Genomic DNA, 25,207 nt, shown 5'->3' with positions numbered 1-25,207 from the left:
GGGTGTCGATGGCCTCGCCGGTCTGCGGGTGCATGCGCAACGTTTCGAAGCGGCCATTGCCCGTGTCGCGCCACAGGATGTTGACGGCGGGGTCGCGGTCGTCGGGCAAGTGCATGATCCACTGCGTGACGTTGGGCACCTTGCGCACCAGCGCGTCCAGGGCCCTCTGCGCCGTTTGCGCCACCTGGGGGGCGGCGGCCTCCACCGGCTGCAGGCCATGCATCTCGGGGCGCATCCACAGGTTGAACTCGTTCTTGAAGAACGACAGCGTGCCGGTGAGGAAGATCGCAAACAGCAGCCAGCCCAGGATCAGCCCCGCCCAGGTGTGCAGCCACGACATGGCCTGGCGAAAGCCCTCGCGGTCGCTGGGCGCCTTGGGTGGTTTGGCTTTACGGGTTTGTTCAGAAGCGGTGCTTGCAGATGCCCGATCGACTGGCGGGCATGCAGGGGCCGTAATGCGGGTCATGCGGCGGCCCTCATCCATTGAGGTGCCGTGGCGCATGCGCCCAGCACCATTGCGGGCAGCAGCGTGCCACCCCACGCACCCCAGGCGGTGCGCGCATAAAAAGCCCAGCCTGCGGCGATGGCATACACCACCCACGACAACATGGTGGACGTGAGCACGGCTTCCACCCGTGGCATGCACTGCGCCAGCAGCAGCGACAGCGCCGCAGTGAAACCGGCGGCCAGTGCATAGCCACCCCCCACTGCGGCCACGGCACGCGAGGTGATGGCCAGCCGGTAGCGTCCATCGACGCGAGGGGTCTTCATGGCTGCGAGACCATCGGCGCAGTGACTGGGCGATCAGGGGGGGACAGCGCCTCCGAAGGGCAGAGGCGGGCAAGGCTGCGCAGCATGGGCAAGGGCTCCAGTCGTTGGATGGGTGAACAAACCAAACGCTGGCTGTTGCCGGTGATGCGGGTCACCGGCTGGCTGGCTTCCAGGTGAAGTCATCGCCCTGCGGGAGCAGGCGCTTGCCTGCTCATGCGCACTGCAACGGGAGCCGGTGCGCAGGATGCGGCAGGGGATGATCGACCGCTATTTTAATGTGGTTGCAAATCATTCGCATTAACTAACAAAGAAAATGCGAGGTTTGATGTGCAGTTGCAACAGAGTGTGCGCAGTTCGCGCCAGCACGGGCGAAAAAAACGGGCCGAGGCCCGTTGGGAGGTCAGAGGGGGGCCATGTCGGGGTACCCCTTAGTCACTCATTGGCTCACTCGATCTCGCCCATCTGCGATTGCAGGTAATTTTGCAGGCCCACTTTGCCGATCAGGTCGATCTGGGTTTCGAGGAAGTCGATGTGCTCTTCGGTGTCGTCCAGGATCTTTTGCAACAGGTCGCGCGACACATAGTCACGCACGCTTTCGCAGTGGGCAATACCCTCCTTGATGGTGGCTTGGGCGCCCTGCTCGGCGCGCAGGTCACAGGCCAGGATCTCCGGCACGTCTTCGCCCACCTGGATCTTGGCCAGGTCCTGAAGGTTGGGCAGGCCGTCCAGCGTAAAGATGCGGTCCATGAGCCAGTCGGCATGCTTCATCTCGCCGATGGATTCCGAATACTCCTTCTTGGCCAGCTTGTCGAAGCCCCAGTGCTTGAGCATGCGGTAGTGCAGAAAGTACTGGTTGATGGCCGTAAGTTCGTTCTTGAGCTGGGCCTGCAGATGGCCAATGACCTGTGCGTCACCTTTCATGGGGACTCCTTGTAATGTGTGAATTCGGCGCTGATTGTCGTGACCCGCATCAAGCAGCGCAAGGCAAGCCCCTGCTATGGCGTGCGGGCTGCGTGTGATGCTGAGAGGCGTTCGCGTTCACAGGCTGAGTTCCCCGTGGCGCACCAGGGTTGTCATGGGGAGGCCACAGTGGGAGTTGTATAGTAATTGACAATTGATTCAATGCAATCAATTAATTGGATTGATGGCTTGGAAATGCCTAAACTTCAGTCCTGTTCAGTCAACCAACCACAAAGGAAACAGCAATGTCCCTGATCAATACGCAAGTTCAGCCCTTCAAGACCACCGCTTTCGTCAACCGTGGCGGCAAGGGTGAGTTCATCGAAGTCTCCGACGAGTCCCTGAAGGGCAAGTGGTCCGTGCTGATCTTCATGCCGGCGGCCTTCACCTTCAACTGCCCGACCGAAATCGAAGACGCTGCCAACAGCTACGACGAGTTCCAGAAGGCCGGTGCCGAGGTCTACATCGTGACCACCGACACCCACTTCTCGCACAAGGTCTGGCACGAAACCTCCCCCGCCGTGGGCAAGGCCAAGTTCCCCCTGGTCGGTGACCCCACCCACACCCTGTCGAACGCTTTCGGTGTGCACATCCCCGAAGAAGGCCTGTCGCTGCGCGGCACCTTCGTGATCAACCCCGATGGCGTGATCAAGACCCTGGAAATCCACTCCAACGAGATCGCCCGCGACGTGTCCGAAACCCTGCGCAAGCTCAAGGCGGCCCAGTACACCGCCGCCAACCCCGGTCAAGTCTGCCCCGCCAAGTGGAAGGAAGGCGCCAAGACCCTGGCACCTTCGCTGGACCTGGTCGGCAAGATCTGATCTCGCACATTGTTTGACCTGTGTTGAGGACTGTCCTCATCACCTCGTTGAAAACTGTCCTCCTGCTCGCTCACAAGGCGGGCGGGTGGATGACCCTGGCCTTCTCATCTCGCTGACACACAGAAGGAGGCCGGTTCCCGAAGTCACTTGAACTCACATAAGGATGCCCATCATGCTGGACGACACCCTCAAGGCCCAACTCGCCGCTTATCTGGAGCGGGTGCAACAACCTTTCGAGATCGTCGCATCCCTGAGTGACTCCGAGAACTCCCGCGAGATGCTCGAGCTGCTGCAGACCATCCAAGGTCTGCGCGCCGACAAGATCACCTTGAAGACCGACGGGCAGGACGCCCGCAAGCCTTCGTTCACGCTGCAGCGCGTGGGTGCCACCAACAGCCTGCGTTTTGCCGGCCTGCCCCTGGGCCACGAGTTCACCTCCCTGGTGCTGGCCCTGCTGTGGACGGGCGGCCACCCCCCGAAGGAAGAAGCCGAGGTGCTGGACAGCATCCGCGCCCTGGACGGCGACTTCCACTTCGAGGTCTACATGTCCCTGAGCTGCCACAACTGCCCCGACGTGGTGCAGGCGCTCTCGCTCATGGCCATCCTCAACCCCAAGATCCAGACCACCATCATCGAAGGCGGCGCCTTCCAGGAAGAAGTTGAGAAGCGCGAGATCATGGCCGTGCCCATGGTCTTCCTCAATGGTCAGGTGTTCGCCTCGGGCAAGATGTCCGTGGCCGAGATCGTGGCCAAGCTGGACACCAACTCGGCCGCCAAGGAAGCCGCCAAGATCGATGCCAAGGCGCCGTATGACGTGCTGATCGTCGGCGGGGGCCCCGCAGGCGCCGCTGCGGCCGTGTACGCCGCCCGCAAGGGCATCCGCACCGGTGTGGCCGCCGAGCGCTTTGGCGGGCAGGTCAACGACACCCTGGCCATCGAGAACTACATCTCGGTGCTGGAGACCGATGGCCCCAAATTCGCCATGGCGCTGGAAGCCCACGCCCGGGCGTATGACGTCGACATCATGAACCTGCAGAAGGCCACGCAGATCATCCCGGCCGAGCAGCCGGGTGGCCTGATCGAGGTGAAGATGGAGAACGGCGGCACGCTCAGGAGCAAGACCGTGATCCTGTCCACCGGCGCCCGCTGGCGCAATGTCAACGTGCCCGGTGAGGCCGAATACAAGAACAAGGGCGTGGCCTATTGCCCGCACTGCGACGGCCCGCTCTTCAAGGGCAAGCGCACGGCCGTGATTGGCGGTGGCAACTCGGGCATCGAGGCTGCCATCGATCTGGCCGGCATCGTCCAGCATGTCACGGTGGTGGAGTTTGCCGATCAGCTCAAGGCCGATGCCGTGCTGGTCAACAAGCTCAAGAGCCTGCCCAATGTGACCATCCACACCAACGCCCAGACCACCGAGATCACCGGGGCCGACGGCAAGGTCAATGGTCTGCGCTACAAGGACCGCGCCACCGGCGAGGAGCACCGGGTCGAGCTCGAAGGGGTGTTTGTGCAGATTGGCCTGGTGCCCAACACCGAGTTCCTGCGCGGCACCGTGGAGCTGAGCAAGTTCGGCGAGATCATCGTGGATGCCAAGGGCCACACCAATGTGCCGGGCGTGTTCGCAGCGGGTGACTGCACGACCGTGCCCTACAAGCAAATCGTGATCGCCGCAGGGGCCGGTGCCACGGCCGCCCTGAGCGCCTTCGATCATCTGATCCGCGCCTGATCCGGGCTGGATATGCAGCGATTGCGAAAGGGGTGGGCTGGCTAAAGTTCAGACATGGTGACGCCGAAATCACGGAAGAACCTTTTCGGGAGTGTGATCATGTCGTTCAAGCCCTCTGCCCAGACCCTCCGCGAACAGCTGATGGCCCCGGAAGCCATCGAACGTGTGCGTGCCATGCATGCGCTGGAACTCGAGGTCGACGAGGCCCCGGAGATCGAACTGGCCCGCGAGCTGGAAGAATTCGCCTCGCGCGGCCTGCCCTACTACGCCCCTGAAGATCCCCACTACCGTGAGTGGGTCGGCAAGGCCGTGAGCTATTGGGAGCGCCTGCAGGCGGCACCGGCCGCCCCCTCCCGCCTGACCCCGCGCGCCTTGCGACGAGTGGCTGCCATATGATCGCTGGATGAGCGATCCCTGTCCGTTGCCCCCTGGCATGGCCGTGCTGGAGCGCGGCTGGCTGTCGTCCAACAACGTGGTCTTCCATGATCCGGAAGGCGCCAGTGTCGTCGACACGGGCTATGTGACCCATGGCGCTCGGACCCTGGCCTTGCTGGACGAGGCCCTGGCCGGGCGCCCTCTCACGCGCATCATCAACACCCATCTGCACTCCGACCATGTCGGGGGCAATGCGCTGCTGCAGCGCCACCATCCGGCGTGCCGCACCTGGATCCCACCCGGGCAGCGCGAGGCGGTGGACGACTGGGACGAAGAGCGCCTGAAGTACCGTGCCATCGGCCAGCAGTGCGAACGCTTCACGGTCGACGAGGTGCTGAGCCTGGACGACACCCTGACCCTGGGCGGCCTGGACTGGCGTGTGCTGCCCGCGGCCGGCCACGATGCGGACATGGTGATGCTGTGGTGCGAGCGCGAGGGCCTGCTGATCTCGGCCGATGCCCTGTGGCAGAACGGTTTTGGGGTGATCTTTCCCGAGTTGTCGGGTGAGCCGGGTTTTGCCGACCAGCAGGCCACGCTGGATGTGATCGTGCAACTGGCACCCCGACTGGTGATTCCCGGACACGGTGCGCCGTTCACCGAGGTGGCGGCGGCCGTGCAGGCGGCCCAGTCGCGGCTGCAGTACTTCATCCAGGAGCCCCGTCGCCATGCGGACAACGCTCTCAAGGGGCTGGTGGCCTTCACCCTGCTGGAGCGCCTGCGCATGCCCGAGGGCGAGGTTCGCGCCCTGATCGAGCAGCACCTGCTGCCGCTGCCGGGCATGCGCGACCTCTATCCTGAGGGGCCCGAGGCCATCACGGCCTGGGTCATGGCGCAGCTCGTGCGGGTGCAGGCGGCCGATCTGGATGGGCGCACCCTGGTGGCACGCACCTGAGGGGTCTGCCAAATCTGCCCAGGGGGCACTGGTCGAGCGGGCCAAGGGCAGGCACAATCCAGGGTTTGATCTTTCACGGCGCCCGCCCCATGTCCGAGACCCCATCCCAGCCCACCGAGTCGACCCCTGCCGCGCCTGCGGCGGTGGCCGAGATGACGCCTGCCGCCTGTGGGGCGAAACTGGCCGAACTGTTTCCGGCCTTGTTCGCGGGGGCGCCCAAGCCCTTGAAGCTGCGCATCCAGGTCGACATTCAGGAGCGTGCGCCCGGCGTGTTCAGCAAGCAGTTGCTGTCGGCGTTCTTCCGCCGCTACACGGGCAGCAACGCCTATCTGGTGGCCGTCTCCAAGGGCCAGCAGCGTTTTGACCTGGACGGTCAGCCCGCCGGTGAGCTGTCGGACGAGCACCGCAAGGTGGCCGCCGACGAGCTGGCGCGTCGCCGCGCCACCCAGAACGCCCGCCGCGAGGCCGAGGAGGCCGGTCTGCGTGAGCGCGCCAGCCTGCTGCGCGATTTCGAGACCACCAAGCTCACCGAGGCCAATTTCTGCGCCCTCAAGGGCATCACGCCCGAGGCCCTGCCCGGCCTGCTGGCCCAGGCCCGTCAGGAAGCCCTGGAGCGCCCGCAGCGGCCCCAGCGCCCCGAGGGCGGTCGGCGCGATGATCGCCGTGACGGCCGTGGCCCGCAGCGGGGTCGCCCGGAAGGCCGTGATGGGGGACGTGGGGGCCGCGATGCCCGTGGCGGTCGGGGAGATGGCCGTGGCCAGGGCCAGGGCCGCGCGCCGCAGCGTCCGGCGGTCGCACCCAAGAGCGACAAGCCCAAAGACGACACCCCCTCACAGGACTGAAGCGCACGGTGTCCGAGGTTTCTGCCCTGACCGATCCGTCGGTCGCCCGTTTCGCCCACCTGATCGAGCAGGCCCTGCAACAGGGCCGCTGCGAGCGCATCGTGCTGGCCCACTACACCGGGGCCGAGCCGCAACTGCAGCGCGTCATCGCCCGCCCGGTGACGCTGCGTGATCAGCCCCACCTGAGCCTGGTCTACCGCTACCAGACCAAGGACATCACCAAGAACCTGCCGCTGGCCGAAGGCTGCGGCGCCGTGCTGGGCCTGTGCGGCCCGCAGGGCTTTCGCAATGCCCACCTGCACACGGCCACCGAAGAGGTGCAACTGGCTTTCAGCAAAAAGGGCAAGGCCAGCGTGCGCGTGGGCAAGCCCTCCAACGCCGAGGCCTTGCAGGCAGCCGCGGCCTCCGGTCGGCCGGGTGTGGCCAGCCAGGGCGATGCGCACAACCGTGACAAGCACCGCTTTCTGGACCTCTCGCGTCCCTTCCTGCGCGAGCTGGGCGTGACCGACGCCTCGGGCCATCTGATCCCGGCCATGTCGCGCAAGTGGAAGCAGATCAACAAGTTCATCGAGGTGTTCTCGGCCGCGCTGGCGCGCTCATCCCTGGCCGACCAGCCGCAGATTCATGTGGTGGACTTTGGCTCGGGCAAGGGTTACCTGACCTTCGCCATCCACGACTGGTTGCGCCACACCCTGCAGCGTGACGCCCGGGTCACCGGGGTGGAGTTGCGTGCGGACCTGGTCCAGCTGTGCCAGCGCGTCATCGGCCAGCTGCATCTGGAGGGCATGGACTACGAGCAGGGCGATGTGCGCGACTACCACCCGGCTGCGCTCAACGTCATGATCGCCCTGCATGCCTGCGATGTGGCCACCGACTACGCCATCCACCTGGGTATCCGTGCCGGGGCCGAGATCATCATGTGCTCGCCCTGCTGCCACAAGCAGATCCGCCCGCAACTGCTGAGCCCGCACCCACTGCGGCCCATCCTGCAGCATGGCATCCACCTGGGCCAGGAAGCCGAGATGCTCACCGACGGCCTGCGGGCCCTGCTGCTCGACGCGGCGGGCTACGACACCCAGGTCTTCGAGTTCATCTCGCTGGAGCACACCAACAAGAACAAGATGATCCTGGCGGTCAAGCGCAGCACGCCCAGGCCCGCCGACGAGGTGGTCGCGCAGATCCGGGACATCAAGGCCTTCTACGGCATCCAGGAGCAGTGCCTGGAGAGCCTGCTCAAGGCGGATGGCCTGTTGCCGGGCTGAGTGCGCTGTTGACAAACTGGGGATGGGCACTGACGGGGCCTTGTGGCAGATTGCGGTGTTTGATGTTGTCATCGCCACCATAAGGAGACACCCATGAGCCAGCTCTTTCTTGCCCACGCCCGCGCCGGACTGCAGACACACGCCTCCGCAGAGGGCGTGGTGGTGCACGATGCCGCCAGCGGCCAGCAGCATGTGCTGGGCGCGCTGGAAGCCCGGTTGTGGGGCCTGCTCGATGGTGTCCGCTCGGTGAGCGAGCTGGCCCGGGCCCTGTCGACGCCACAGACCCCCGTGGCGGTGGCCCAGGTCTGGACCGCCCTCGACGCCCTGGCCGATCGCGGGCTGCTGGCCCAGCGCCTGGCGCCGCCCGCTGCCGAAACCGTGTCCACCCATCAGCCCATGGGGCGTCGTCAGTGGGCCCTGGCCGGTCTGGCCATGGCGGCCACGCCCATGGCCTTTGCGGCCTCGGCGGCGGCCACCGAAGAGAAGTCCAAGGGCTTCAAGGCAGCCCAGGAAGAGAACGTCAAGGCCCGCGAGTCAAGCCGGGTGGCCGAACAGGAGGCCAAGCGCGCGCAGCAGTTGGAGCGACGCGAAGAGCAGGTCGATGCCCGTCAAAAGGAAGAGCAGCGCAAGCGCTCTGCCGCCGCCGAGCAGGACGAGAAGCGCCTCGCACGCCGTGACGAGCATCGCGTCAAGAGCGAGGCCCGTGCGGCCGAAGACCAGGAAAAGGCCTCTGCACGTCGCACCGAGCAGCAGGCCAAGCGCGACAAGCAGTGAACGGGCGGCCGCGGGCTCAAGCGCGTTGGCCCATCGACCGCGCCTGAGCCATGAGGTGATCGATCATCGCGCCTGAGACCGGGATGCCCGCCACGGTCTCCGCGTGAGTGTGGAAGCACGGAAAGTTGGCCTCCAGCAGATAGAGCCGTCCACTGGGGTGGCGCAGGATGTCGACGCCCCCGAAGGTCAGTGACAGGCTGTGCACGGCGGCCACGGCCATCTCGGCCAGATCGGTGTCGACCTGGTCCGTGCAATCGTGCGGGTCCTCGCTGCCGTGGCTGCGAAAGTCGTCGCTGTCCTGCGGGTTGCGGTAGGCGGCCACGGCCCCTGAGCCCACCACCACCACGCGCCAGTGTTCGGCCGGGTCGACAAAGCTCATCAGCAGGGGCGTGCGTCCCGTGGCCAGCGCAAAGTCCACCAGCGAAAACAGCGCCGCGAAAGAGTCGGCGCGCAGCACACCCGTGCCGCCCGAGAAGCCATTGAACTTCACGACCACGGGCAGGCCGCCCAGGCGGTCCACCCATTGCCTGAGCAGATCGCGGTCACCGCTGTGGACATGGAAGTGGCGAGGCACGCTCAGGCCTGCCCGCATGAAGGCCTGCAGCGGCTCGCTGACATAGGTGATGGCCTGTTCGGGCTTGGCATAGAAGCTGGCCACGCCGTCCTGCAGCATGAACTGTTCGACATGCACGGCGGCCATGGAGACGGCCGGGCGGTAGAGCAGATCACCCGGCCTGGCACGCTGCTCGGGCAGGTACTCGAAGCTTGGCGCGTGGATCTCGACCATCTCCAGCGCCCGTGCCTGTGCCGCCTGCCGCAGGCAGTCGATGGTCACGGCGGGCACATCGTCGTTGATGCAGTAGAACCTCATGTGGTGGGCAAACCTTGCAGGCACACCTGCCAGAACAGCTGGCCATCGGTGGACTGCGGATCGGCGGGGAAGAGCTGCTCGCCGATGCGCAGCCCCAGTTGCCGGTAGCTCTCCCACTGGGCTTCGTCGAAGAACTGATCCGAGGTGGGCTCCTGCGGGAAGCGCGGGTGGTTGCAGTGATAGTGGCCGATGTCCGGTGTGATGGGGGACAGCAGGGTGGGTTTGACCAGGAGGATGCGCGCCACCACGGTGCCCGGTGTGTGAGCTTGCCCTGGGGTGCTCGGCGTGGTCACCACGTCCAGCAAGATGGCACAGCGTTGGCCCTGTGTGGGCAGGCTGCCATCGGGGCGGCGCAGGAAGTCCTCGGGCCGCCCGAAACGGTCTGTCAGCGCGGCGTGCTTGAACACATCGTCGTTGACGCGGATCTCCAGGCCGTGGTCGATGCGGGCCAGGCGTGTGAGGTTGGCCAGGTCATCGAACTCGTAGTCGGGGTCGCATCCGCAATCGCACATCACGATCAGGCGCACCGCGCGGTCGCGCAGCGGGTTGATCAGTTCGTACACGGCGGTGTTCTCGAAGTGCCCCCCGTCCGAGAGGTACTGATAGCGGCGGTGGTGCGCATAAAAGCGCCCGCGCAACTCATCGAGCAGATAGGCCTGGGGGGTGAAAACGCGTCGCAGCAGGCCATCGCGGTGCGGGCGTTGCGTGGCGGCAGCCTGAGGCGCGCCCGGCGTCTGGGCTGGAATGCCAGGCCACCAGCGGCCCAGTCGCACATTGGCAAAGCCCAGTGACATCGACATGCCCATGCTGGTGCCCCGGCCCAGTCCAGTTGAAAAGGCCGCGCCCGACACACCCACCCATTCACCGTACAGCATGGGGTAGGACAGCTCGTTGCTGGCCTGGCTGGCCGAGTAGGCATGTGCCTGGCGATCGAAGTAGTAGCCACCCGGCGCCAGCACCAGCGGTTTGCCCTTGCGGTCATGCTGCACCAACTGCTCGCCCGGGCTCACGGTCTGGTTCACGCACACATTGACGAAGTGCGTGGGGGCCAGCGGGTTGCGGTAGATGTCGGCCACGCTGAGGCTGTCACCGTCGATGGGTTCGGCCACATCCCGGGCCTGCGGGCCGGCGCCGGGTGCAAAGCGCCGGTGGTTGGAGGCCCCGAGGTAAGCGCGTGTCAGGCGGGCGCTGTACAGGCTCTGCAGCGTGGACAGATTGAGAAAGCCCGGGAAACGCCCGACGATGAGCGACAGGATCAGGGCCACCGCGAGGGCTCCCAGGGCGGTGCAGGCCATCTCCCGCAGTGCATCCGGGTTCAAGAACACGGTCTCTGACAGCGTCAGCTCAGGCCAGACCGAGCGGATCAGCAGGGCATCCCAGCAGGCGGCCACCGCCACCCACAGGACGATGCCAATGATCACGCTCAGCAGATCGGTCGGGATCTTGCTCAGCAGCGAGCCGGTGGACTTGTCGCCCAGCTTCGGCGCGCCGATACGCAGCAGCCAGACCAGGCCGCCCAGGGCGCCGCTGAGCAGGGCGCCGCTGTTCCAACTCAGCCACAGCAGGCCGGTCTGCGCCAGGGTCTCGACCGTGGACAGCGCCGCCGTACCGATGAGCACGCTCAGCCCCATGGCCAGCCAGCGCGTCAGCAGCACCCGCTGTTTGCTGATGGACTGGTGGCGGGCCCGCAGGGCGCTGAACATGAAGGCGGCGATCGACAGGCCCACCAGCGCACCGCAGGCCGCCAGCCCCATGGGCAGGGCCGCGATGGCGCCGGTGTCTGGGTCGGGATGCAGGCCCACGAGTACAGCCGCACCCAGCAACACCGCACTGGCCACCGCCCCCAGGACCGATGCCATGCTGAACAGGGTAGGCGGGCTCGACAAGGTGGCGCCTTTGGGCGGATGTGAGAACCAGTAGGCCATGCCCAGCGGAACGACCCCGAGTGCCAGCACGACCAGACTGAACATCCAGGTGGGACTCCACCACAGCACCGACGGGCGGGCGCAGTCGTTGCACGCCGCCACCCGCGCAGCGTGCTCCCAGTCGGCCCAGGCCGGACAGTAGAGCGACAGCAGGACCCGCAACAGCAGGACCGCGGCCAGCAGCAGAGCGATCACCGTGCCCATCACGTACTGCGTGGCCATCCAGTTGCGCAGGGTGATGGCGATGTCGTACATCCAGTCACCCGGGCCCGTGGGGGCCATGTAGCGGCCGTTGTCGCGCAGCCAGGCCAGGGCGGTGCGCCCAGGGCGGTCGGGCTCGTAGTGGCTGTCGCCGCGGATGCGCGCGGGCGGATCTTCCTGCATGACCAGGTAGGCGCGTCGGGCCGCCTCCAGGTCGGTTTCGGAGGGGCCCTGGCCAGGTGGGTGGGCCCGTCCATCGTTGCCGCTCACGCGCCCGTTGACGAACAGGCTGGTGAAGAAGCTGCCGATATAGCCCCCGCCGCTGACCGTGGACACATAGTCGAACTGGGAGAGCAGGGATTGTTCCGGCGGGGCCCCTGGTGAGCTGCGTTTGGCCAGGGCCTGCAGCACGCCCAGACAGAAGGTGGCACTGCGGATGCCGCCACCCGACAAGGCCAGGCCCCACTGCACCTGTGCGTGACCGTCTGGACGCACGATGCCCATCTCCTGGCGCCGCCTGAGGGCACGCTGGCGTTCGAGGTCGGCGCTGGGTTCGGTGGGGGGAGGGGTGGTGCGCTCGGACATGCGGTGCTTTCTATCGGGCTGTGGCCCGATCGTAGAAGGCGTCCGAGGTGCTGCCTCCCCCTAACCATAGGGGTTTGCGGTAAGGTGACGGCCATGCCGACCCTCAAGACCCTGATTCCTGCATTCGCCGTGGCGTCCACGCCACCGAGTGCTCCGGCCGATCGCCCCAAGGGGCAGCCTGCCAATCCCCAGAAGTACGCTGTCGAGGTGCGCCCCAGTGCCATCGAAGGGCAAGGGGCTTTTGCGGCCGAGTTCATTCCCGCGCGTCGCAAGATCGGGGAGATCCGTGGCGAGCATGTCAGCACCAAAGAAGCCTTTGCCCGTGCTCGCGCGGCCGAGCGCGACAGCGGTCATGTCTTCATGGTGGCCATCTCCGAGCACGCCTCCATCGATGCCAGCGCCTCGGCAGACCCGCTGCGTTTTGCCAATCATTCGTGCGCGCCCAATATGGTGCTCAAGGTGCAGCAGGGGCGCGTGGCCTTCTACGCCTTGCGGGACATCGAACCGGGCGAGGAACTGACCGCGCGTTACGGCACCACCCACCATGCCGGGCGGCTGAGCTGTCGCTGCGGGGCGCCAGGCTGTATCGGCACACTTTAGGGGGTTCGGGGGCTTCCCTTCTTGACGTGGCTGAGGCGGCCCCCTAGGCTGGCGGTCCGGTTGGCGTTCAACCGGGCGCATTCACCAAAGGAGAGAGACCATGAAAGAGCTGAACCACGAGCAGGCCGAGCACGTCACTGGCGCGCTGCGCAAGCGTCTGCCCATCACCACCCTGGCCCTGGGCGAGGAAGGTGGCAGCGTCACCACCCTGGCCATTGGCGAAGAAGGCACCTCCGTGACCACCAAGATGCTGGGTGAAGAAGGCGGTGTGATCACCACCCTGGCCATCGGCGAAGAGGGCGACGGCACCACCAGCACCGCCACCAGCGCCCTGGGTTCCTTCTGATCGCGATCAGACGGTGCTGTTGATCGCGGGCGGCGAGTCCGATCCCAATCTGCATGCGCTGGCCGAGGTGGCCACCGACATGGCGGTGCCCTGGCTGGACATGCGTGTGCCGGTGGGCATCAGCCCGCCTTTCCATTGGGATCTGAGCTCGCCCGAGCTCACGCCCTGGGGGGAGGCCTGCCTGCCAAAGGGGGCCTTCATCCGCCAGGATGTTTTTGCCGCCCTCAACGATCCCCGGCCGGCCGTGTCGGCGCGCGCGGCGGGCTGGTATGCCGCCCTGCAGGGCTGGCTGCTGGCCCACCCCGAGGTGCGGGTGTTCAATCAGCACATCCGGGCCGTGGCCTTCAACAAGCCTGCGGCCTTGCTGCGTGCGCGGGCGGCGGGCTTGCGCATTGCGCCCACCTGGGTCAGCAACGACGTGGCCCGGCTGCGCGCACGCCTGGACCAGCCCACCATCGCCAAGCCTGTGGCGGGGGGCGGCCTGTGTCAGACCCTGGAAGAGGCCATGGCCGACGTCGATGTGGCCTTTTCCGCCATGCCGGCCCTGATCCAGCCCCGGCTGGTGGCGCCCGAGTTGCGGGTTTTTGTGGTCGGCCGCACGCCCCTGGCCTTCGAGGTCAGCAGCCCCTCGCTGGACTACCGCGCCCAACAGGACGCCGAGGTCACAGCCGTGCCCGTGCCGCCGCAGGCCGAGGCCTTGTGCCGCCTGATGGCCGAGTTCGGCATGGATTTCGGTGCGGCGGATTTCAAGACGGACCCCGATACCGGTGAGCTCGTCTTCCTGGAGCTCAACACCTCGCCGATGTTTGCACGCTTCAACCTGGCCAGCGATGGCGCCTTGTGCCGTGCCATGGTGACTGCGCTCACCCCATGAGCCGAGCCCCCGTGTTCGCGGGGGGGTGTTCAGGCGTAAACCCGCTGTTGACCACCGGTCGACCTGCCGATACTTGCGACATCTTTATTAAGGTGGGTTGATGAGTTCACACGAGGATCGGTCGGATCTGGCGTTCCAGATCGATGCGGCGCGTCTGCGCATGCTGTTCGACCACATGAGCCTGGCCATCCTGGGGGCTTCCGGGTTCGCGGTCCTGGTGGTCTGGCTGATCCGCGACCGGGTGGACCCCAACGTGCTGTGGCCCTGGCTGGCGCTCAAGCTGCTGATCACGGTGCCCCGCCTGGCCCAGGTGTCCTGGTACGAGCAAAAAGGCGTGCACTCACCGCGCAGCTGGCGCTTCACCTACCGGCTCAAATTGACCATGCTGGCCGTCGATGGTCTGCTGTGGGGCGGCATGTGCTGGATGCTGACGCCGGTCACACAACTGGACATGGTCGCCATCACCTTGTCCAGCGTGATGGGCGTGGCCTCCATTGGGGTGTTCATGCTGGCGCTGGATGTGCGCACCATGCTGGCCTTCGTGCTGCCCATCATTCTGCCCAATGCCCTGGTCTGCCTGACGCGGCAGGACTCTCTGGGCGTGTTTGCCGCCGTGTCGCTGAGCAGCTTTCTGGTCATTGCGACCCTGGGCTCCATGCAGGCCCAGCAGCGCGTGCGGGAGTTGCTGCGTCTGCGCTTTGACAGCGAGCGCGTGGCCAAGGAGCGGGCCCTGGCGCTGGAGACATCCCGCCAGCACAGCGAGGCCAAGACCCGTTTCCTGGCCACCATCAGCCATGAGATGCGCACGCCCCTGCACGGCATTCTGGGCTTGGTGCGCGTGCTGCAGCAGGAGCAACCCCGCCCGGATCAGCGGCAGCGCCTGACCCTGCTGGAGCGCTCGGGCGAGCACCTGCTGACCGTCATCAACGACATCCTGGACTTCTCCAAGATCGAGGCCGGACGCATGGAAATCGATGCGCGTCCCTTCGACATGGGCGAGCTGCTGCACGAGGCCTCGGGCGTGTTCCAGGTGCTGGCGCAGCGCAAGGGCCTGACCTTCACGCTCAATCTGTCGTGGAGCGGCCCTTGCGAGGTGATGGGGGACCCCAACCGCGTGCGCCAGGTCTTGCACAACCTGCTGGGCAACGCCATCAAGTTCACCGACCAGGGCAGCGTGCACCTGGTGGTGCGCCGGCTGGACGGGGGCGAGGTCTACGAGCTGACGGTGCGCGACACTGGTAAGGGCATCGCGCCCGGCGAGCACGAGCAGATTTTCGAGGCCTTCACCCAAAGCCATGATCCGCTGGAGCGACGTCAGGGGGGCACAGGCCTGGGCCTGTCGATCGCCCGTCAGTTGTGCCGCACCATGGGCGGTGATCTGGTGTGCGACAGCGCCCCGGGTCTGGGCTCCGTCTTCAAGGCCACCCTGCGCTGCCCGCCCCTGCATGGCGAGGCCCAGGCCCTGTTCAATCTCGATCCCAGCTCGGTGGATGCCGTGGACACCAGCCCGCCGGATTCGGGCTGGTGGTCGGCCGCCGGGGCGCAGGTGCTGCTGGTCGAGGACAACCCCGTCAACATCGTGGTGGCCGAGGCCGTGCTGCACAACCTGGGCTGCCACGTCAGCACCGTCACCGATGGCCTGCAGGCCGTGGAGTGGCTGGAGGCCCGCCAGTGCGATGTGGTGCTGATGGACTGTGCCATGCCCGTGATGGATGGCCTGGAGGCGTGTCGGGAGATCCGTCGGCGCGAACAGTTCGAAGGGCGCTCGCGCGTGCCCATCGTGGCGCTGACAGCCCACGTGGCCGAGACGGAGCGCGATCAGTGTCTGCAGGCCGGCATGGACGACTACCTGGTCAAGCCCTTTGCCCCGGATGACGTTCAACGCGTGATCCTGCGGGTGCTGGGCAATGCGCCCATCCTCCGATCCCTTTGAATGAGTGGTCGCCCCGACCCTGTCGGCCACCGGTCGCTGTGGCGCGTTCATGCACAATAGCGCCGGCATTTTGTTCGGACAAGACCCGTCAACGGTTCGAGGAGACCCCTTCATGAAATTCACGAAAGCGCTGTGCGCGCTGGCCGTGTGTGCACTTGTGGCACCCGTGGCCATGGCCAAGCCCCGGTTTTGCGTTTATGACCCGCTGGGTACCTCGGGCGAGGGCTACAAGGCCGCTCAGGACTATGTGGTCGCCATGCAGAAGAAGGGTGCCGACATCGAGATCAAGTCCTTCCTGGACGAGCGTGTCGCCGTTGAAGACTTCCGCACGGGCCAGTGCGATGGCGTGATGGCCACGGCCCTGCGCACCCGCCAGTTCAACACCCTGTCCGCGTCGATGGACACGGTGGGTGCCGCCACCATCGTCCGCAAGGGCAAGGTGGACATGGAGAGCAGTTTCGAGGTGGTGCGCCGCTTCATCCAGACCCTGAGCTCGCCCAAGGCGGCCGAGCTGATGGTCTCGGGCAACTACGAGATCGTGGGCATCATTCCTCTGGGCGGTGTCTACGCTTTCGTGAACAACCGCGAAATCAACACCATCGAAAAGGCCGCCGGCAAGCGCGTGGCCGCCTTCGACTACGACAAGGCCCAGGCCCAACTGATCCAGCGCGTCGGTGCCCGCCCCGTGTCGGTGGACGTGTCGAACTTCAGCTCCATGTTCAACAACAACAATGTGGACGTGATCATGGCGCCCGCCCTGGTCTACAAGCCCCTGGAGCTGTACAAGGGCATTGGCACCAAGGGCGGTGTGGGTCGCTTCCCTCTGACCGTGATCACCTACCAGATGGTGATCCGTGCTGACAAGTTCCCCAAGGGCTTTGGCCAGTCTTCACGTGAGTACGTCTACAGCAACTTCGACACGGTCATGGCGGTGGTGCGCAAGGCCGACAAGGAGATCCCTGAAAAGCTGTGGATCGATCCGACACCCGAGGACAACGAGCGTTATGTGGCACTCATGCGCGAGGGCCGCATCGACATGGCTGAAAAGGGCTTCTACGACAAGAAGGGCCTCAAGCTGATCAAGAAGATCCGCTGCAGCGTCTACCCTGAGGCGTCGGACTGCACCCAACCGACCGAGACCTGGTAAGCCAGGCTGGTGCCGGGCCCCTCATGGGGCTTCACCATGAAAAACGCCCGCTTGCGCAGCGGGCGTTTTGCTGTGTGGGCGGTCAAAGACCGCCGGCGATCACAGAGCCTTGAGCTCGGCGTCCACCTTGGCCAGCAGCTCTTCGGTGATCAGACCACCGGAGAACTTGGCCACCATCGACAGGGCGAAGCCCTTGCCCATGCCGATCTGGGGATGGGTGGAGATGCCGGGCAGGTGCTTTTCCAGGATGGCCTTGGTGGTTTCGTTGTCCAGCAGGTCGCCGAGTTTGGATTCGATCGAGAAGCTCATTGCAATGTCTCTCAAAGAGTGATGTTGGATTAAAGACGTGACAGCACAGGCGCAGCGACCCGATTGCCGACGCGGAGACAAGCATAACCCGCTTCAATCGCATTGCAAGTGCTCGCAGGGATGAACCCCCCCGGACTTGAGCGGGGTCAGGGGCCGTGTTGCATAGCACAAATCTGGTGCGGCTCCGGGCACAAATCTCATCTGTTTTTGTGCTATCGAGCCTCACTTATCCCCAGAAAGTGGCGAGCGAGCGCATTCGTCATGGTTTTGTCAAGAGCCCTCTGCAATGCACGGGCATGTGTTCTAAGTGATTGATTTCAATGAACTTATTGACATGCCCCTGGGGGGTGGCATTCAGTGGAAACCCCAGCGTGACAAGCAGTTAGCGCAACGATGCAGAGCTTTCCCACAAAGTTATCCACAGCCCTGTCTCGCCGCGCTCGATGCATGAAAATCAAGGACTTAGCGGTGGATGCTGGCAGCTGACTTTGAGGCCTGACGCTAAGGTCATCCGATCGTCGTGTCAGTCAAGTGTCGCAGCCATGGAACAATCGGGTGGGGTCTGGGGCCGAGCTGGCGCCGGGGTCTGGCGGTTTTCCGCGAGACGAGAGGGATGACACGGTGTGTCAGCGTTTTTCCAACTAGGGGAAACCCTTGAATTTCGAATTCAAAAGGCCGGTTATCCCCATCTTGGACGCAGCGGGCGCTCTGTTTTTGTGCGCCCACGTTGTGCGACTCATTTTTGACAATTGATTCTCTAAGTTGTTGATTCATATAGGTTGAACGATCGTGCTGAAATCTGAGGCAATCTAGGCCAAATGACGGTCTGACAAGCATTTAGCGTCGATTTGCAATCGTTTCCCACAAAGTTATCCACAGTCCCCGTGGATAAGGGGGAAAGACCTGAAAATCAAGAACTTAGCGCGGCTTTTTCACATTTGTGTAGGAATTTTGGAGACAAGACCTCGTGCCCGGTGACCTCTTTCCCGCCCCCGCCGGCGTGTCATCCACGGCGGATGCACCGTCGTCGGCATCTCCGGTATCCGATCAGGACGCCGGGATGGTGCGTGTGCGGGTGCTGGTCGAGGCGCCACAGCACAGCGGCCTGCTCGGCCCTCTGGACTACCGGCATGTGCAAGCCCTGCCGGCGGGCAGCGTGGTGCGTGTGCCTTTGGGGCGGCGCACCGTGACTGGCGTGGTGTGGGACGAGGCGGGTGCGGTGTCCGAGGAGGAGACCGCCAGGACCTGGTCTCTCCAGGAGCTCAAGCCCCTGGTCGAAGTCCTGCCCGATCTGCCACCCTTGCCCGGCCCTTGGCGGCAACTGGTCCGTTTTGCGGCCACCTACTACCAGCGCAGCCTGGGTGAAATGGCCATGATGGTGCTGCCGCCCGAGTTGAGGCAGCTCGACGCCGTGCAGTGGGCGCGCCGGGTCAAGCGCTTGCGCAAGGCGGTGGCCGAAGGAGAGACGGTGGCCAGCGAGGTGGGCCGCAGGCCAGAGCTCACGCCTGAACAGGGCGAGGCCCTGGCGGCACTGGCCGTCCGCGAGGCGGGTCAGGCCCACACGGTGCTGCTGTGGGGCAGCACCGGCAGTGGCAAGACGGAGGTCTATCTGCGCCGGGCCGAGCAGGCGCTGGACGCCGGGCAGCAGGTGCTGATGATGGTGCCCGAGATCAACCTCACGCCCCAACTGGAAGCACGCGTGGCCGCCCGATTCGCCGGGCGCGTGATCGTGTCCCTGCACAGTGGCCTCACCCCGGCGCAGCGCCTGCGCCACTGGATGCTGGCCCACCTGGGGCTGGCCGACATCGTGCTGGGCACGCGCCTGGCCGTGTTCACGCCCATGCCCCGCCTGGGCCTGGTGGTGGTGGATGAAGAACACGACCCGTCGTACAAGCAGCAAGATGGCGCGCGCTACTCGGCGCGGGATCTGGCCATCTACCGCGGGCACCTGGAGCGGGTGGGCGTGATCCTGGGATCGGCCACGCCCAGCCTGGAGACCTGGTACAACGCCATGCCGACCGCTGACGGCGGCAGTGGCCGCTACCTGCGCCTGCACATGCCCTCGCGCGTGGGCCAGGGCGCCATGCCCAAGGTGCGCTTGCTCGACCTCACGCGGGAGCCCAAACCCCTGCCAGGCCACGAGGCCCCGCCCCTGTCCCGGGCCTTGCTCGATGCCCTGGCTTTGCGTCACGAGCGCGGCGAGCAAAGCCTGGTGCTGCTCAACCGCCGTGGTTATGCCCCGGTCCTGCAGTGCAGCGACTGTGGCTGGAAGAGCGGCTGCCCCCACTGCAGCGCCTGGCGGGTCTTTCACAAGGTCGATCGCACCCTGCGCTGCCACCATTGCGGCTTCACCGAGCGGGTGCCCCGCGCCTGCCCGGACTGTGGCAACGCCGACATCCACCCCGTGGGTCGCGGCACCGAGCGCCTGGAGGAACAACTGGCCGAAGCCCTGCCCCAATTGCGCGTGGGCCGCATCGATGCCGATGTGACCCGCCTGAAGGGCGCCCTGGAAGAAAAGCTGGCCAGTGTGCATGCCGGCGAGGTCGATGTGCTGGTGGGCACCCAGATGGTGGCCAAGGGACACGACTTCCGGCGCATCACCCTGGTGGCCGCCGTGAACCCTGATGCGGCCCTGTTTGCCAGTGACTTCCGCGCCGCCGAGCGCCAGTTCGCCCTGCTGCTGCAGGCGGCCGGACGGGCGGGCCGCGATGCCGGAGTGGCCGAGGGCAGCGAGATGTGGGTGCAGACCTGGCACCCTGATCATCCGCTGTACGCGGCGCTCCAGCGCTACGACTACGAAGCCTTTGCCCGCCAGCAACTCAAGGAGCGCGAGATGGCCGGCCTGCCGCCATATGCCCATCTGGCCATGCTGCGCGCCGAGGCACGCACCCAGGATGCGGCACAGGACTTCCTGCGCGCCGCTGCCGAGGTGGCCGAGGCGCTGGCCCGCACGCTGGGCGGCATCTTGCTCTATCCACCCGTGCCCACGGCGGTGCAGCGGGTGGCCAATGTCGAGCGCGCCCAGATGCTGATCGAAGCCGGCCACCGGGTCGCGCTACAGCGCCTGTTGAGCCGCCTCACACCGGACTGGCTGGCCCTGGCGCAAAAAAACCGCCCGAACGGATTGATCCGTTGGGCGGTGGATGTGGATCCGCTGGCGATCTGATCAGCCCAGCAGGGCTTCCATGCCTTCGCAGAGTTCGGCCATCGTGGGCATTTCCTTGAGGAAGACATTCGGATCCAGCTTCAACTGCTGGCATACCTCCGTCGGGATGGTGGCGGCCAGTTCGGCCTCGTTCAGGCCATTGTGCTCGGCGCGCGCACGCCAGGCGGCCAGGTGGATGATGCCGGCGGTGCTGTTGAAAGGCTGGTGGGCCAGCGGCTCGGGGAAGTGCTCGATCGCCTCGGCAAAGGTGGGTGGGAACTTCCACTGGCGGGCCAACTCGGCCCCCACGGTGGCAAAGTTGTAGCCAAAGGACGAGCGCTCCATGTCGAAGCGGCGGGGGTCCAGCGGGCCGGCCAGCTTGTCCAGGTGCAGCATGGACTCCGGCATGCCGGCGTGCATCACCAACTGGCCGATGGCGTGCATCAGCCCCACCGTGAAGGCCTGGTCGATGTTGTTGCCGGTGGTCTTGGCCAGCCAGCGCGACACGGTCGCCGTGTGCAGGCTGTATTTCCAGAACTTGCCCAGGTCCATGCCCGGCATGGACTTGAAGCCACTGGTCAGGCCCGAGCTGATCACCAGGGTGCGCACCGTCACGAAGCCCAGCATCATCACGGCGTCATCCACCGTGCCCACCGTGCGGGAGACATGGTAGTACGCCGAGTTGGCCAGGCGCAGCAGGCGCGCGGACAGGACCGGATCGCTGGCGATCTTCTTGGTGATCTCGTCGATCGACACATCTTCGTTGTTGAAGCTGTCGATCAGTTCGTGAACGATCTTGGGAACGGCAGGCAGGGCCTGTGGTTGCTTGAAGAGGGCGTCGAGCTGCATGAATCTGCCTCCTGGGCGATGAAACCTAAAAACTGCGCATCCCCCGGTGGAGCGTGGCAGAGTTCACCATTTATCGACCTGCCGGGGCGTGACTTGAGCATCTCAAATCGCGATCATTTCAACGGGTGGAAATAAAGGGTGTGTCACGCCCAGTTGTGACGTATGTCTCGCCCTGTGACCTGAAAGGATTTGGCATGCAACGTCGTCTTGTCTTGATCGGACTGCTGACCGCCTCGCTGGCGGCCCAGGCTGCCTTGCCCCAGCGCAATCTGCTGGTGCAGTGGCGCGTTGTGAGCAGCCAGTCCGGGCAGCAGGGCTCGGGCGGTCTGCGCCAGGGCTCGGTGGTGGTGGACCGCCGGCGCGGGGTGTCGGGCTCGGCATCGGTGGGCTGGTCCACCCTCCGCTCGCAAGGCACCCAGGATGCCGATGGGCACCTGCTGGTGCTCAACGGTGCACGCGCCAGCCTGAACCTGAGCCAGGCGCAGCCCCTCACGGTCTGGCAATGGGCGGTCCACGTCGAGCCCTCGCCCCAGGGATCCGGGGCGTCTCGGTCGACGTCCCGTCCGCACCACCCTTCCTACCGACATGACACCGGCACGGGCCCCGCGCCTGCCATGAGCCTGTGGTCCGACACCGTCTGGGTGGAGCGTGGGCAGGGCGTGCGCGTGCGTCCCCGCTGGTCGGGTGGGCGTGCCCTGGTCGAGCTGGAGCTGGAGGCCGACATGGCCTCCTCGCCCGCCGATGCCTCGGAGCGCACCGCGGTGAGCACCACCTTGGGGCTGCCCCTGGGCGAATGGGCCACCGTGGCGCGCACCGGCGCGCAGCAGCAGGGGCAGCGCTCGGGCGCCTGGAGCAGCAGCACCGAGCACAGCGAGGCGCAGTCCGAGCTGCAGATCCGGATAAGCTTGCCCTGACCTCATTTTTCGGAGACCCCATGGCCGACCCGATGGACGCGCTCAACCAGATGACGCGCGCGCTGATCCACAACATCAAGCGGGCGGGCTTTCCGCCCCTGCACAGCCTGCCTGCCGAGCAGGCCCGCCGCTCCTACCGCATGGGGGTGGGGGCCAGCGAGGTGCCCCGCGCAGTCTTGCCCCGGGTGGAGGACTTCACCCTCCCCGGCAGCGATGGCCATGCCATCCCGGCCCGCCTGTGGGCGCCCCGCACCGAGGCGGGCCTGCCGGTCCTGCTGTATGTGCACGGTGGCGGCTTTGTGGTGGGCGGCATCGACACCTGCGAGGCCATGTGCCGCTCGGTGGCGGCCCAGAGTGGTGCGGCCGTGGTGGCCATCGACTACCGGTTGGCGCCCGAGCACAAATACCCCACTTCGCTGGACGACACCTGGCAGGCCCTGCAGTGGCTGGCGCGTGAGGGCCACACCCGGGGCCTGGACGGCAGCCGCCTGGCCGTGGGGGGTGACAGCGCCGGGGGGACCTTGTCGGCCGTGGTGGCCCTGATGGCCCGCGACAGCGGTCTGGCCCTGAAGCTGCAGGCCCTGTTCTACCCCTCGGTGCAGCTGGGCACGGCCACGGAGTCCTTCAAACGCTTCGCCTCGGCCGGGCTGTTGCTGGACGAGGAACTGATGGCCTGGTTCGAATCCCAGGCCAGCGGAGGGGCCATGGCCGAGGATTGGCACCGCCAACCTCTGCATGCCCCCAGCCATGTGGGCGTGGCGCCGGCCTGGATCGGCCTGGCCGAGTGCGATCCCCTGGCCGACGAAGGGCGCCAGTATGCCGAGCGCCTGCGGCAGGCCGGTGTGCCCACCGATCTGACCGTCTGGCCCGGCACGGTGCACGATTTCATCAACATGGGGCGTTTCCTGCCCGAGGCGGCCGAGGCCCATGCGGCGCTGGCAGCGGCGGTGAAGCGGGCGTTGTTCGACTGACATCGACGGGGCGGCTGCAACCCGGCACGGCCCTTGCTGTGCCCATGACACGAAAGACGTGCCATGAGTGCCCTCCCTTCCCCTTCCATGCTGCTCCCTGACCGCTCTGCGATACCGACGATGGTGCCGCGAGTGGCCAGTGCGCGCGTGGATGCCGTCTGGCGAGACCGGCTGAGCCTGCTGCTGGAGTCCACCGGGGAAGGTGTTTTCGGCATCGACATGGATGGCCTGTGTACCTTCATCAACCGCGCCGGGGCGGGCATGCTGGGCTATCAGCCTGGCGAGGTGCTGGGGCGCAACATGCACGATCTGATTCACCACACGCACCCTGACGGACACCACTACCCCGTCGACCATTGCCCCATCTTTCATGCCTTTCGCGCGGGTGTGCCCTGCCGCATCGACAGTGAGGTGCTGTGGCGTCGGGACGGTTCCCCCTTTGCCGCGGAGTATTCGTCCTATCCCATTCTGGACGAGGGCGTGGTGCATGGCGCCGTGGTCACCTTCGTGGACATCACGGATCGCCAGCGTCAGCAGATGCTCTTGCGTCAGGCCCATGACCAGTTGGAGCGACGGGTGGGCGAACGCACCCGCGATCTGAGCCAGGCGCTATCGCAATTGCGGGAGCTGCAGGCTCACCTGGAGCGTGTGAGGGAGGAAGAGCGCACACGCATCGCCCGCGAGATCCATGACGAGCTGGGCAGTCTGCTTGTCGGGCTCAAGATGGATGTGAGCTGGCTGGAAAAGCGGCTTGAAGGCCAGTCCGCGCTTCAATGCAAATGCCACGGCATGCGTGGCCTCATCGACAACGCGGTGGACAACGTGGGACGAATCATCACTGACCTGCGACCGTCGATCCTGGATCACCAGGGTCTGTGGGCAACCCTGGAGTGGCAGGCCCAGGATTTCATTGACAGCAGCGAACTCGATTGCGCCTGGTCCATGGACATCGCGCCGGGGTTGCAGGCGCCCGAAGGCCCCATGGCCACGGCCGTGTTCCGCATCTTTCAGGAGATGCTGAGCAATGTGGCGCGCCATGCCGAGGCCGACCATGTCGACATCCGCATCAGCGCGCACGCCAGTGACATCACCGTGGTGGTCAAGGACAACGGCAAGGGGGCGCCCCCCAGCGCGTTCGACAGCCACATTGCGTATGGCGTCATGGGCATGCGTGAGCGGGCAGGTCACTTCGGAGGCTGGCTGCACATCGACAGCCAGATGGGGCAGGGCACGACCGTGATCCTGACCATGCCGATGTATGGCAGCGCTGCGGTGCCGCAGGGAGCCTTCGTGTGATCCGCGTGCTGCTGGTGGATGACCACCTGATCGTGCGTCAGGGGCTGCGCCAGGTGCTGGGCGAGATCGCCGATCTGTGCGTGGTGGCCGATGCCGCCGATGGTGTCGATGCCATGCGTGAGGTCCGTCGGTGTCTGGACCCGCAGGTCGGCCCTGGCCTGGATGTGGTGATGCTGGACATCGCCATGCCGGGGCGCGATGGCATGGAGGTCCTCAAGCTGCTCAAGGCCGAGCACCCTCGTCTGCCTGTGCTCATGCTCAGCACCTACCCCGACAAGCAGTTCGCCGTGCGTTGCCTGCGCGCCGGTGCGGCAGGCTACCTCAACAAGAGCGCCGATCCCGACGAGATGGTGATGGCCGTGCGCAAGGCGGCGGCCGGTGGGGTCTACCTCACGGCCAGTGTGGCCGAGGCGCTGGCCACGTCCATCAGCGACGTGCGTGCCAAGCCTGCCCATGAGAGCCTGTCCCAACGCGAGCATCAGGTGTTCCGCCTGCTGGCGCAAGGCCAGAGTGTGGGCCAGATCGCGCAGGCGCTGCACCTGTCACCCAATACGGTGTCGACCTATCGGTCGCGCATCCTGGACAAGACCGGCACGCGCAATGATGTCGAGCTGGCCCTCTATGCCGTGAGGCAGCAGGTGGTGATGGTCTGAGGGCATGGGGTTGCCCCGCCGTGTAGGGCTGGCACTACACGCGAATCACGAATGCCGCGATGGCGGCACAGGGCAGAGATTCCTACAGTGAGACATCGCTGA

General features: G+C 65.8%; 24 protein-coding genes. 17 read left to right on the top strand and 7 right to left on the bottom strand.

The genetic code is table 11. The annotated features are described in order from the left end of the window. The 3 genes from VFW84_RS09880 to bfr all read right to left on the bottom strand — a co-directional run. Positions 1-340 (bottom strand): PepSY-associated TM helix domain-containing protein (locus tag VFW84_RS09880; RefSeq protein WP_329680284.1); only part of this gene is annotated, 340 nt, incomplete at its 3' end. A gap of 122 nt (positions 341-462) precedes the next feature. Beyond that, positions 463-771 (bottom strand): DUF3649 domain-containing protein, encoded by a 309-nt coding sequence (locus tag VFW84_RS09875; protein ID WP_329680283.1) that lies wholly within the window; start codon positions 769-771, stop codon positions 463-465. 444 nt (positions 772-1,215) lie between these two features. Then, positions 1,216-1,692: a bacterioferritin gene (bfr, locus tag VFW84_RS09870; protein ID WP_015013372.1), complete on the bottom strand. Its 477-nt coding sequence runs from the start codon at positions 1,690-1,692 to the stop codon at positions 1,216-1,218. 284 nt (positions 1,693-1,976) lie between these two features. On the opposite strand from bfr, the gene ahpC reads away from it, so the two are divergent. The 7 genes from ahpC (at position 1,977) to VFW84_RS09835 (ending at position 8,486) form a co-directional block, all read left to right on the top strand. Next, the gene (gene ahpC, locus VFW84_RS09865; protein WP_329680282.1) at positions 1,977-2,552 is read left to right on the top strand and encodes an alkyl hydroperoxide reductase subunit C; all 576 of its coding nucleotides are present in this window, start codon (positions 1,977-1,979) and stop codon (positions 2,550-2,552) included. A 172-nt stretch (positions 2,553-2,724) separates the two neighbouring features. After that, entirely contained in the window at positions 2,725-4,281 is a 1,557-nt protein-coding gene (gene ahpF, locus VFW84_RS09860; RefSeq protein ID WP_329680281.1) for an alkyl hydroperoxide reductase subunit F, read from the top strand. 99 nt (positions 4,282-4,380) lie between these two features. Beyond that, positions 4,381-4,677 carry a hypothetical protein gene (locus VFW84_RS09855; RefSeq protein WP_329680280.1) on the top strand — a complete coding sequence of 99 codons (297 nt, stop codon included), beginning with the start codon at positions 4,381-4,383 and terminating at the stop codon, positions 4,675-4,677. 7 nt (positions 4,678-4,684) lie between these two features. Next, positions 4,685-5,608, top strand: coding sequence for an MBL fold metallo-hydrolase (locus VFW84_RS09850; RefSeq protein WP_329680279.1), 924 nt, complete (start codon positions 4,685-4,687; stop codon positions 5,606-5,608). An 89-nt stretch (positions 5,609-5,697) separates the two neighbouring features. Further along, positions 5,698-6,450, top strand: a complete 753-nt coding sequence (locus tag VFW84_RS09845; RefSeq protein ID WP_329680278.1) for a ProQ/FinO family protein — start codon at positions 5,698-5,700, stop codon at positions 6,448-6,450. A gap of 8 nt (positions 6,451-6,458) precedes the next feature. After that, the gene (locus VFW84_RS09840; protein WP_329680277.1) at positions 6,459-7,712 is read left to right on the top strand and encodes an SAM-dependent methyltransferase; all 1,254 of its coding nucleotides are present in this window, start codon (positions 6,459-6,461) and stop codon (positions 7,710-7,712) included. Positions 7,713-7,805: 93 nt separating this feature from the next. Next, entirely contained in the window at positions 7,806-8,486 is a 681-nt protein-coding gene (locus tag VFW84_RS09835) for a hypothetical protein (protein ID WP_329680276.1), read from the top strand. A 16-nt stretch (positions 8,487-8,502) separates the two neighbouring features. Here VFW84_RS09835 and VFW84_RS09830 read toward each other — a convergent pair whose 3' ends face one another. Together VFW84_RS09830 and VFW84_RS09825 are read right to left on the bottom strand one after the other, a co-directional pair. Further along, the gene (locus VFW84_RS09830) at positions 8,503-9,357 is read right to left on the bottom strand and encodes a hypothetical protein (RefSeq protein WP_329680275.1); all 855 of its coding nucleotides are present in this window, start codon (positions 9,355-9,357) and stop codon (positions 8,503-8,505) included. Further along, positions 9,354-12,068, bottom strand: a complete 2,715-nt coding sequence (locus VFW84_RS09825) for a hypothetical protein (protein WP_329680274.1) — start codon at positions 12,066-12,068, stop codon at positions 9,354-9,356. The genes VFW84_RS09830 and VFW84_RS09825 overlap by 4 nt, the downstream gene beginning before the upstream one ends. A 93-nt stretch (positions 12,069-12,161) precedes the next feature. On the opposite strand from VFW84_RS09825, the gene VFW84_RS09820 reads away from it, so the two are divergent. From VFW84_RS09820 to VFW84_RS09800, 5 genes are all read left to right on the top strand, one after another. Beyond that, entirely contained in the window at positions 12,162-12,668 is a 507-nt protein-coding gene (locus VFW84_RS09820; protein WP_329680273.1) for an SET domain-containing protein, read from the top strand. A gap of 100 nt (positions 12,669-12,768) precedes the next feature. Beyond that, positions 12,769-13,014 carry a hypothetical protein gene (locus tag VFW84_RS09815; RefSeq protein WP_329680272.1) on the top strand — a complete coding sequence of 82 codons (246 nt, stop codon included), beginning with the start codon at positions 12,769-12,771 and terminating at the stop codon, positions 13,012-13,014. Positions 13,015-13,027: 13 nt separating this feature from the next. After that, on the top strand, positions 13,028-13,888 hold the full coding sequence (locus VFW84_RS09810) for a hypothetical protein (protein ID WP_329680271.1): 861 nt from the start codon (positions 13,028-13,030) through the stop codon (positions 13,886-13,888). A 100-nt stretch (positions 13,889-13,988) separates the two neighbouring features. After that, positions 13,989-15,821, top strand: coding sequence for a response regulator (locus VFW84_RS09805; protein ID WP_329680270.1), 1,833 nt, complete (start codon positions 13,989-13,991; stop codon positions 15,819-15,821). Between the two features lie 112 nt (positions 15,822-15,933). Beyond that, positions 15,934-16,968, top strand: a complete 1,035-nt coding sequence (locus tag VFW84_RS09800) for a putative solute-binding protein (protein ID WP_329680269.1) — start codon at positions 15,934-15,936, stop codon at positions 16,966-16,968. 99 nt (positions 16,969-17,067) lie between these two features. On the opposite strand, the gene VFW84_RS09795 is transcribed toward VFW84_RS09800, so the two are convergent. After that, positions 17,068-17,277 (bottom strand): hypothetical protein, encoded by a 210-nt coding sequence (locus VFW84_RS09795; RefSeq protein WP_329680268.1) that lies wholly within the window; start codon positions 17,275-17,277, stop codon positions 17,068-17,070. Positions 17,278-18,337: 1,060 nt separating this feature from the next. Here VFW84_RS09795 and priA point away from each other — a divergent pair. After that, positions 18,338-20,443, top strand: a complete 2,106-nt coding sequence (gene priA, locus VFW84_RS09790) for a replication restart helicase PriA (RefSeq protein ID WP_329680287.1) — start codon at positions 18,338-18,340, stop codon at positions 20,441-20,443. Here the strand turns inward: priA and VFW84_RS09785 are convergent, their stop codons facing one another. Next, complete coding sequence (locus tag VFW84_RS09785) at positions 20,444-21,271, bottom strand: HDOD domain-containing protein (protein ID WP_329680267.1); 828 nt, start codon at positions 21,269-21,271, stop codon at positions 20,444-20,446. Between the two features lie 194 nt (positions 21,272-21,465). Here VFW84_RS09785 and VFW84_RS09780 point away from each other — a divergent pair, with 194 nt between their 5' ends. From VFW84_RS09780 to VFW84_RS09765, 4 genes are all read left to right on the top strand, one after another. Further along, entirely contained in the window at positions 21,466-22,185 is a 720-nt protein-coding gene (locus tag VFW84_RS09780; RefSeq protein WP_329680266.1) for a hypothetical protein, read from the top strand. Positions 22,186-22,205: 20 nt separating this feature from the next. Further along, positions 22,206-23,156: an alpha/beta hydrolase gene (locus tag VFW84_RS09775; RefSeq protein ID WP_329680265.1), complete on the top strand. Its 951-nt coding sequence runs from the start codon at positions 22,206-22,208 to the stop codon at positions 23,154-23,156. 63 nt (positions 23,157-23,219) lie between these two features. Continuing rightward, positions 23,220-24,452: a PAS domain-containing sensor histidine kinase gene (locus VFW84_RS09770; protein WP_414638950.1), complete on the top strand. Its 1,233-nt coding sequence runs from the start codon at positions 23,220-23,222 to the stop codon at positions 24,450-24,452. Beyond that, a complete protein-coding gene (locus tag VFW84_RS09765; protein WP_329680264.1) occupies positions 24,449-25,105 on the top strand; it encodes a response regulator transcription factor in 657 nt (218 codons plus the stop codon). Before VFW84_RS09770 ends, VFW84_RS09765 begins: the two co-directional genes overlap by 4 nt. Positions 25,106-25,207: the final 102 nt, after the last annotated feature.

The sequence above is a fragment of the Aquabacterium sp. genome, assembly GCF_036279655.1.
Taxonomy (GTDB): Bacteria; Pseudomonadota; Gammaproteobacteria; order Burkholderiales; family Burkholderiaceae_C; genus Aquabacterium.
This window is presented reverse-complemented; position numbering and strand designations above follow the sequence as displayed.

Bases quoted from the DNA above. Each gene is read 5' to 3' on its own strand.
- VFW84_RS09875 (WP_329680283.1), bottom strand. From the start codon at position 771: ATGAAGACCCCTCGCGTCGATGGACGCTACCGGCTGGCCATCACCTCG.
- bfr (WP_015013372.1), bottom strand. From the start codon at position 1,692: ATGAAAGGTGACGCACAGGTCATTGGCCATCTGCAGGCCCAGCTCAAG.
- ahpC (WP_329680282.1), top strand. From the start codon at position 1,977: ATGTCCCTGATCAATACGCAAGTTCAGCCCTTCAAGACCACCGCTTTC.
- ahpF (WP_329680281.1), top strand. From the start codon at position 2,725: ATGCTGGACGACACCCTCAAGGCCCAACTCGCCGCTTATCTGGAGCGG.
- VFW84_RS09855 (WP_329680280.1), top strand. From the start codon at position 4,381: ATGTCGTTCAAGCCCTCTGCCCAGACCCTCCGCGAACAGCTGATGGCC.
- VFW84_RS09850 (WP_329680279.1), top strand. From the start codon at position 4,685: ATGAGCGATCCCTGTCCGTTGCCCCCTGGCATGGCCGTGCTGGAGCGC.
- VFW84_RS09845 (WP_329680278.1), top strand. From the start codon at position 5,698: ATGTCCGAGACCCCATCCCAGCCCACCGAGTCGACCCCTGCCGCGCCT.
- VFW84_RS09835 (WP_329680276.1), top strand. From the start codon at position 7,806: ATGAGCCAGCTCTTTCTTGCCCACGCCCGCGCCGGACTGCAGACACAC.
- VFW84_RS09830 (WP_329680275.1), bottom strand. From the start codon at position 9,357: ATGAGGTTCTACTGCATCAACGACGATGTGCCCGCCGTGACCATCGAC.
- VFW84_RS09825 (WP_329680274.1), bottom strand. From the start codon at position 12,068: ATGTCCGAGCGCACCACCCCTCCCCCCACCGAACCCAGCGCCGACCTC.
- VFW84_RS09820 (WP_329680273.1), top strand. From the start codon at position 12,162: ATGCCGACCCTCAAGACCCTGATTCCTGCATTCGCCGTGGCGTCCACG.
- VFW84_RS09815 (WP_329680272.1), top strand. From the start codon at position 12,769: ATGAAAGAGCTGAACCACGAGCAGGCCGAGCACGTCACTGGCGCGCTG.
- VFW84_RS09805 (WP_329680270.1), top strand. From the start codon at position 13,989: ATGAGTTCACACGAGGATCGGTCGGATCTGGCGTTCCAGATCGATGCG.
- VFW84_RS09800 (WP_329680269.1), top strand. From the start codon at position 15,934: ATGAAATTCACGAAAGCGCTGTGCGCGCTGGCCGTGTGTGCACTTGTG.
- VFW84_RS09795 (WP_329680268.1), bottom strand. From the start codon at position 17,277: ATGAGCTTCTCGATCGAATCCAAACTCGGCGACCTGCTGGACAACGAA.
- priA (WP_329680287.1), top strand. From the start codon at position 18,338: ATGGTGCGTGTGCGGGTGCTGGTCGAGGCGCCACAGCACAGCGGCCTG.
- VFW84_RS09785 (WP_329680267.1), bottom strand. From the start codon at position 21,271: ATGCAGCTCGACGCCCTCTTCAAGCAACCACAGGCCCTGCCTGCCGTT.
- VFW84_RS09780 (WP_329680266.1), top strand. From the start codon at position 21,466: ATGCAACGTCGTCTTGTCTTGATCGGACTGCTGACCGCCTCGCTGGCG.
- VFW84_RS09775 (WP_329680265.1), top strand. From the start codon at position 22,206: ATGGCCGACCCGATGGACGCGCTCAACCAGATGACGCGCGCGCTGATC.
- VFW84_RS09770 (WP_414638950.1), top strand. From the start codon at position 23,220: ATGAGTGCCCTCCCTTCCCCTTCCATGCTGCTCCCTGACCGCTCTGCG.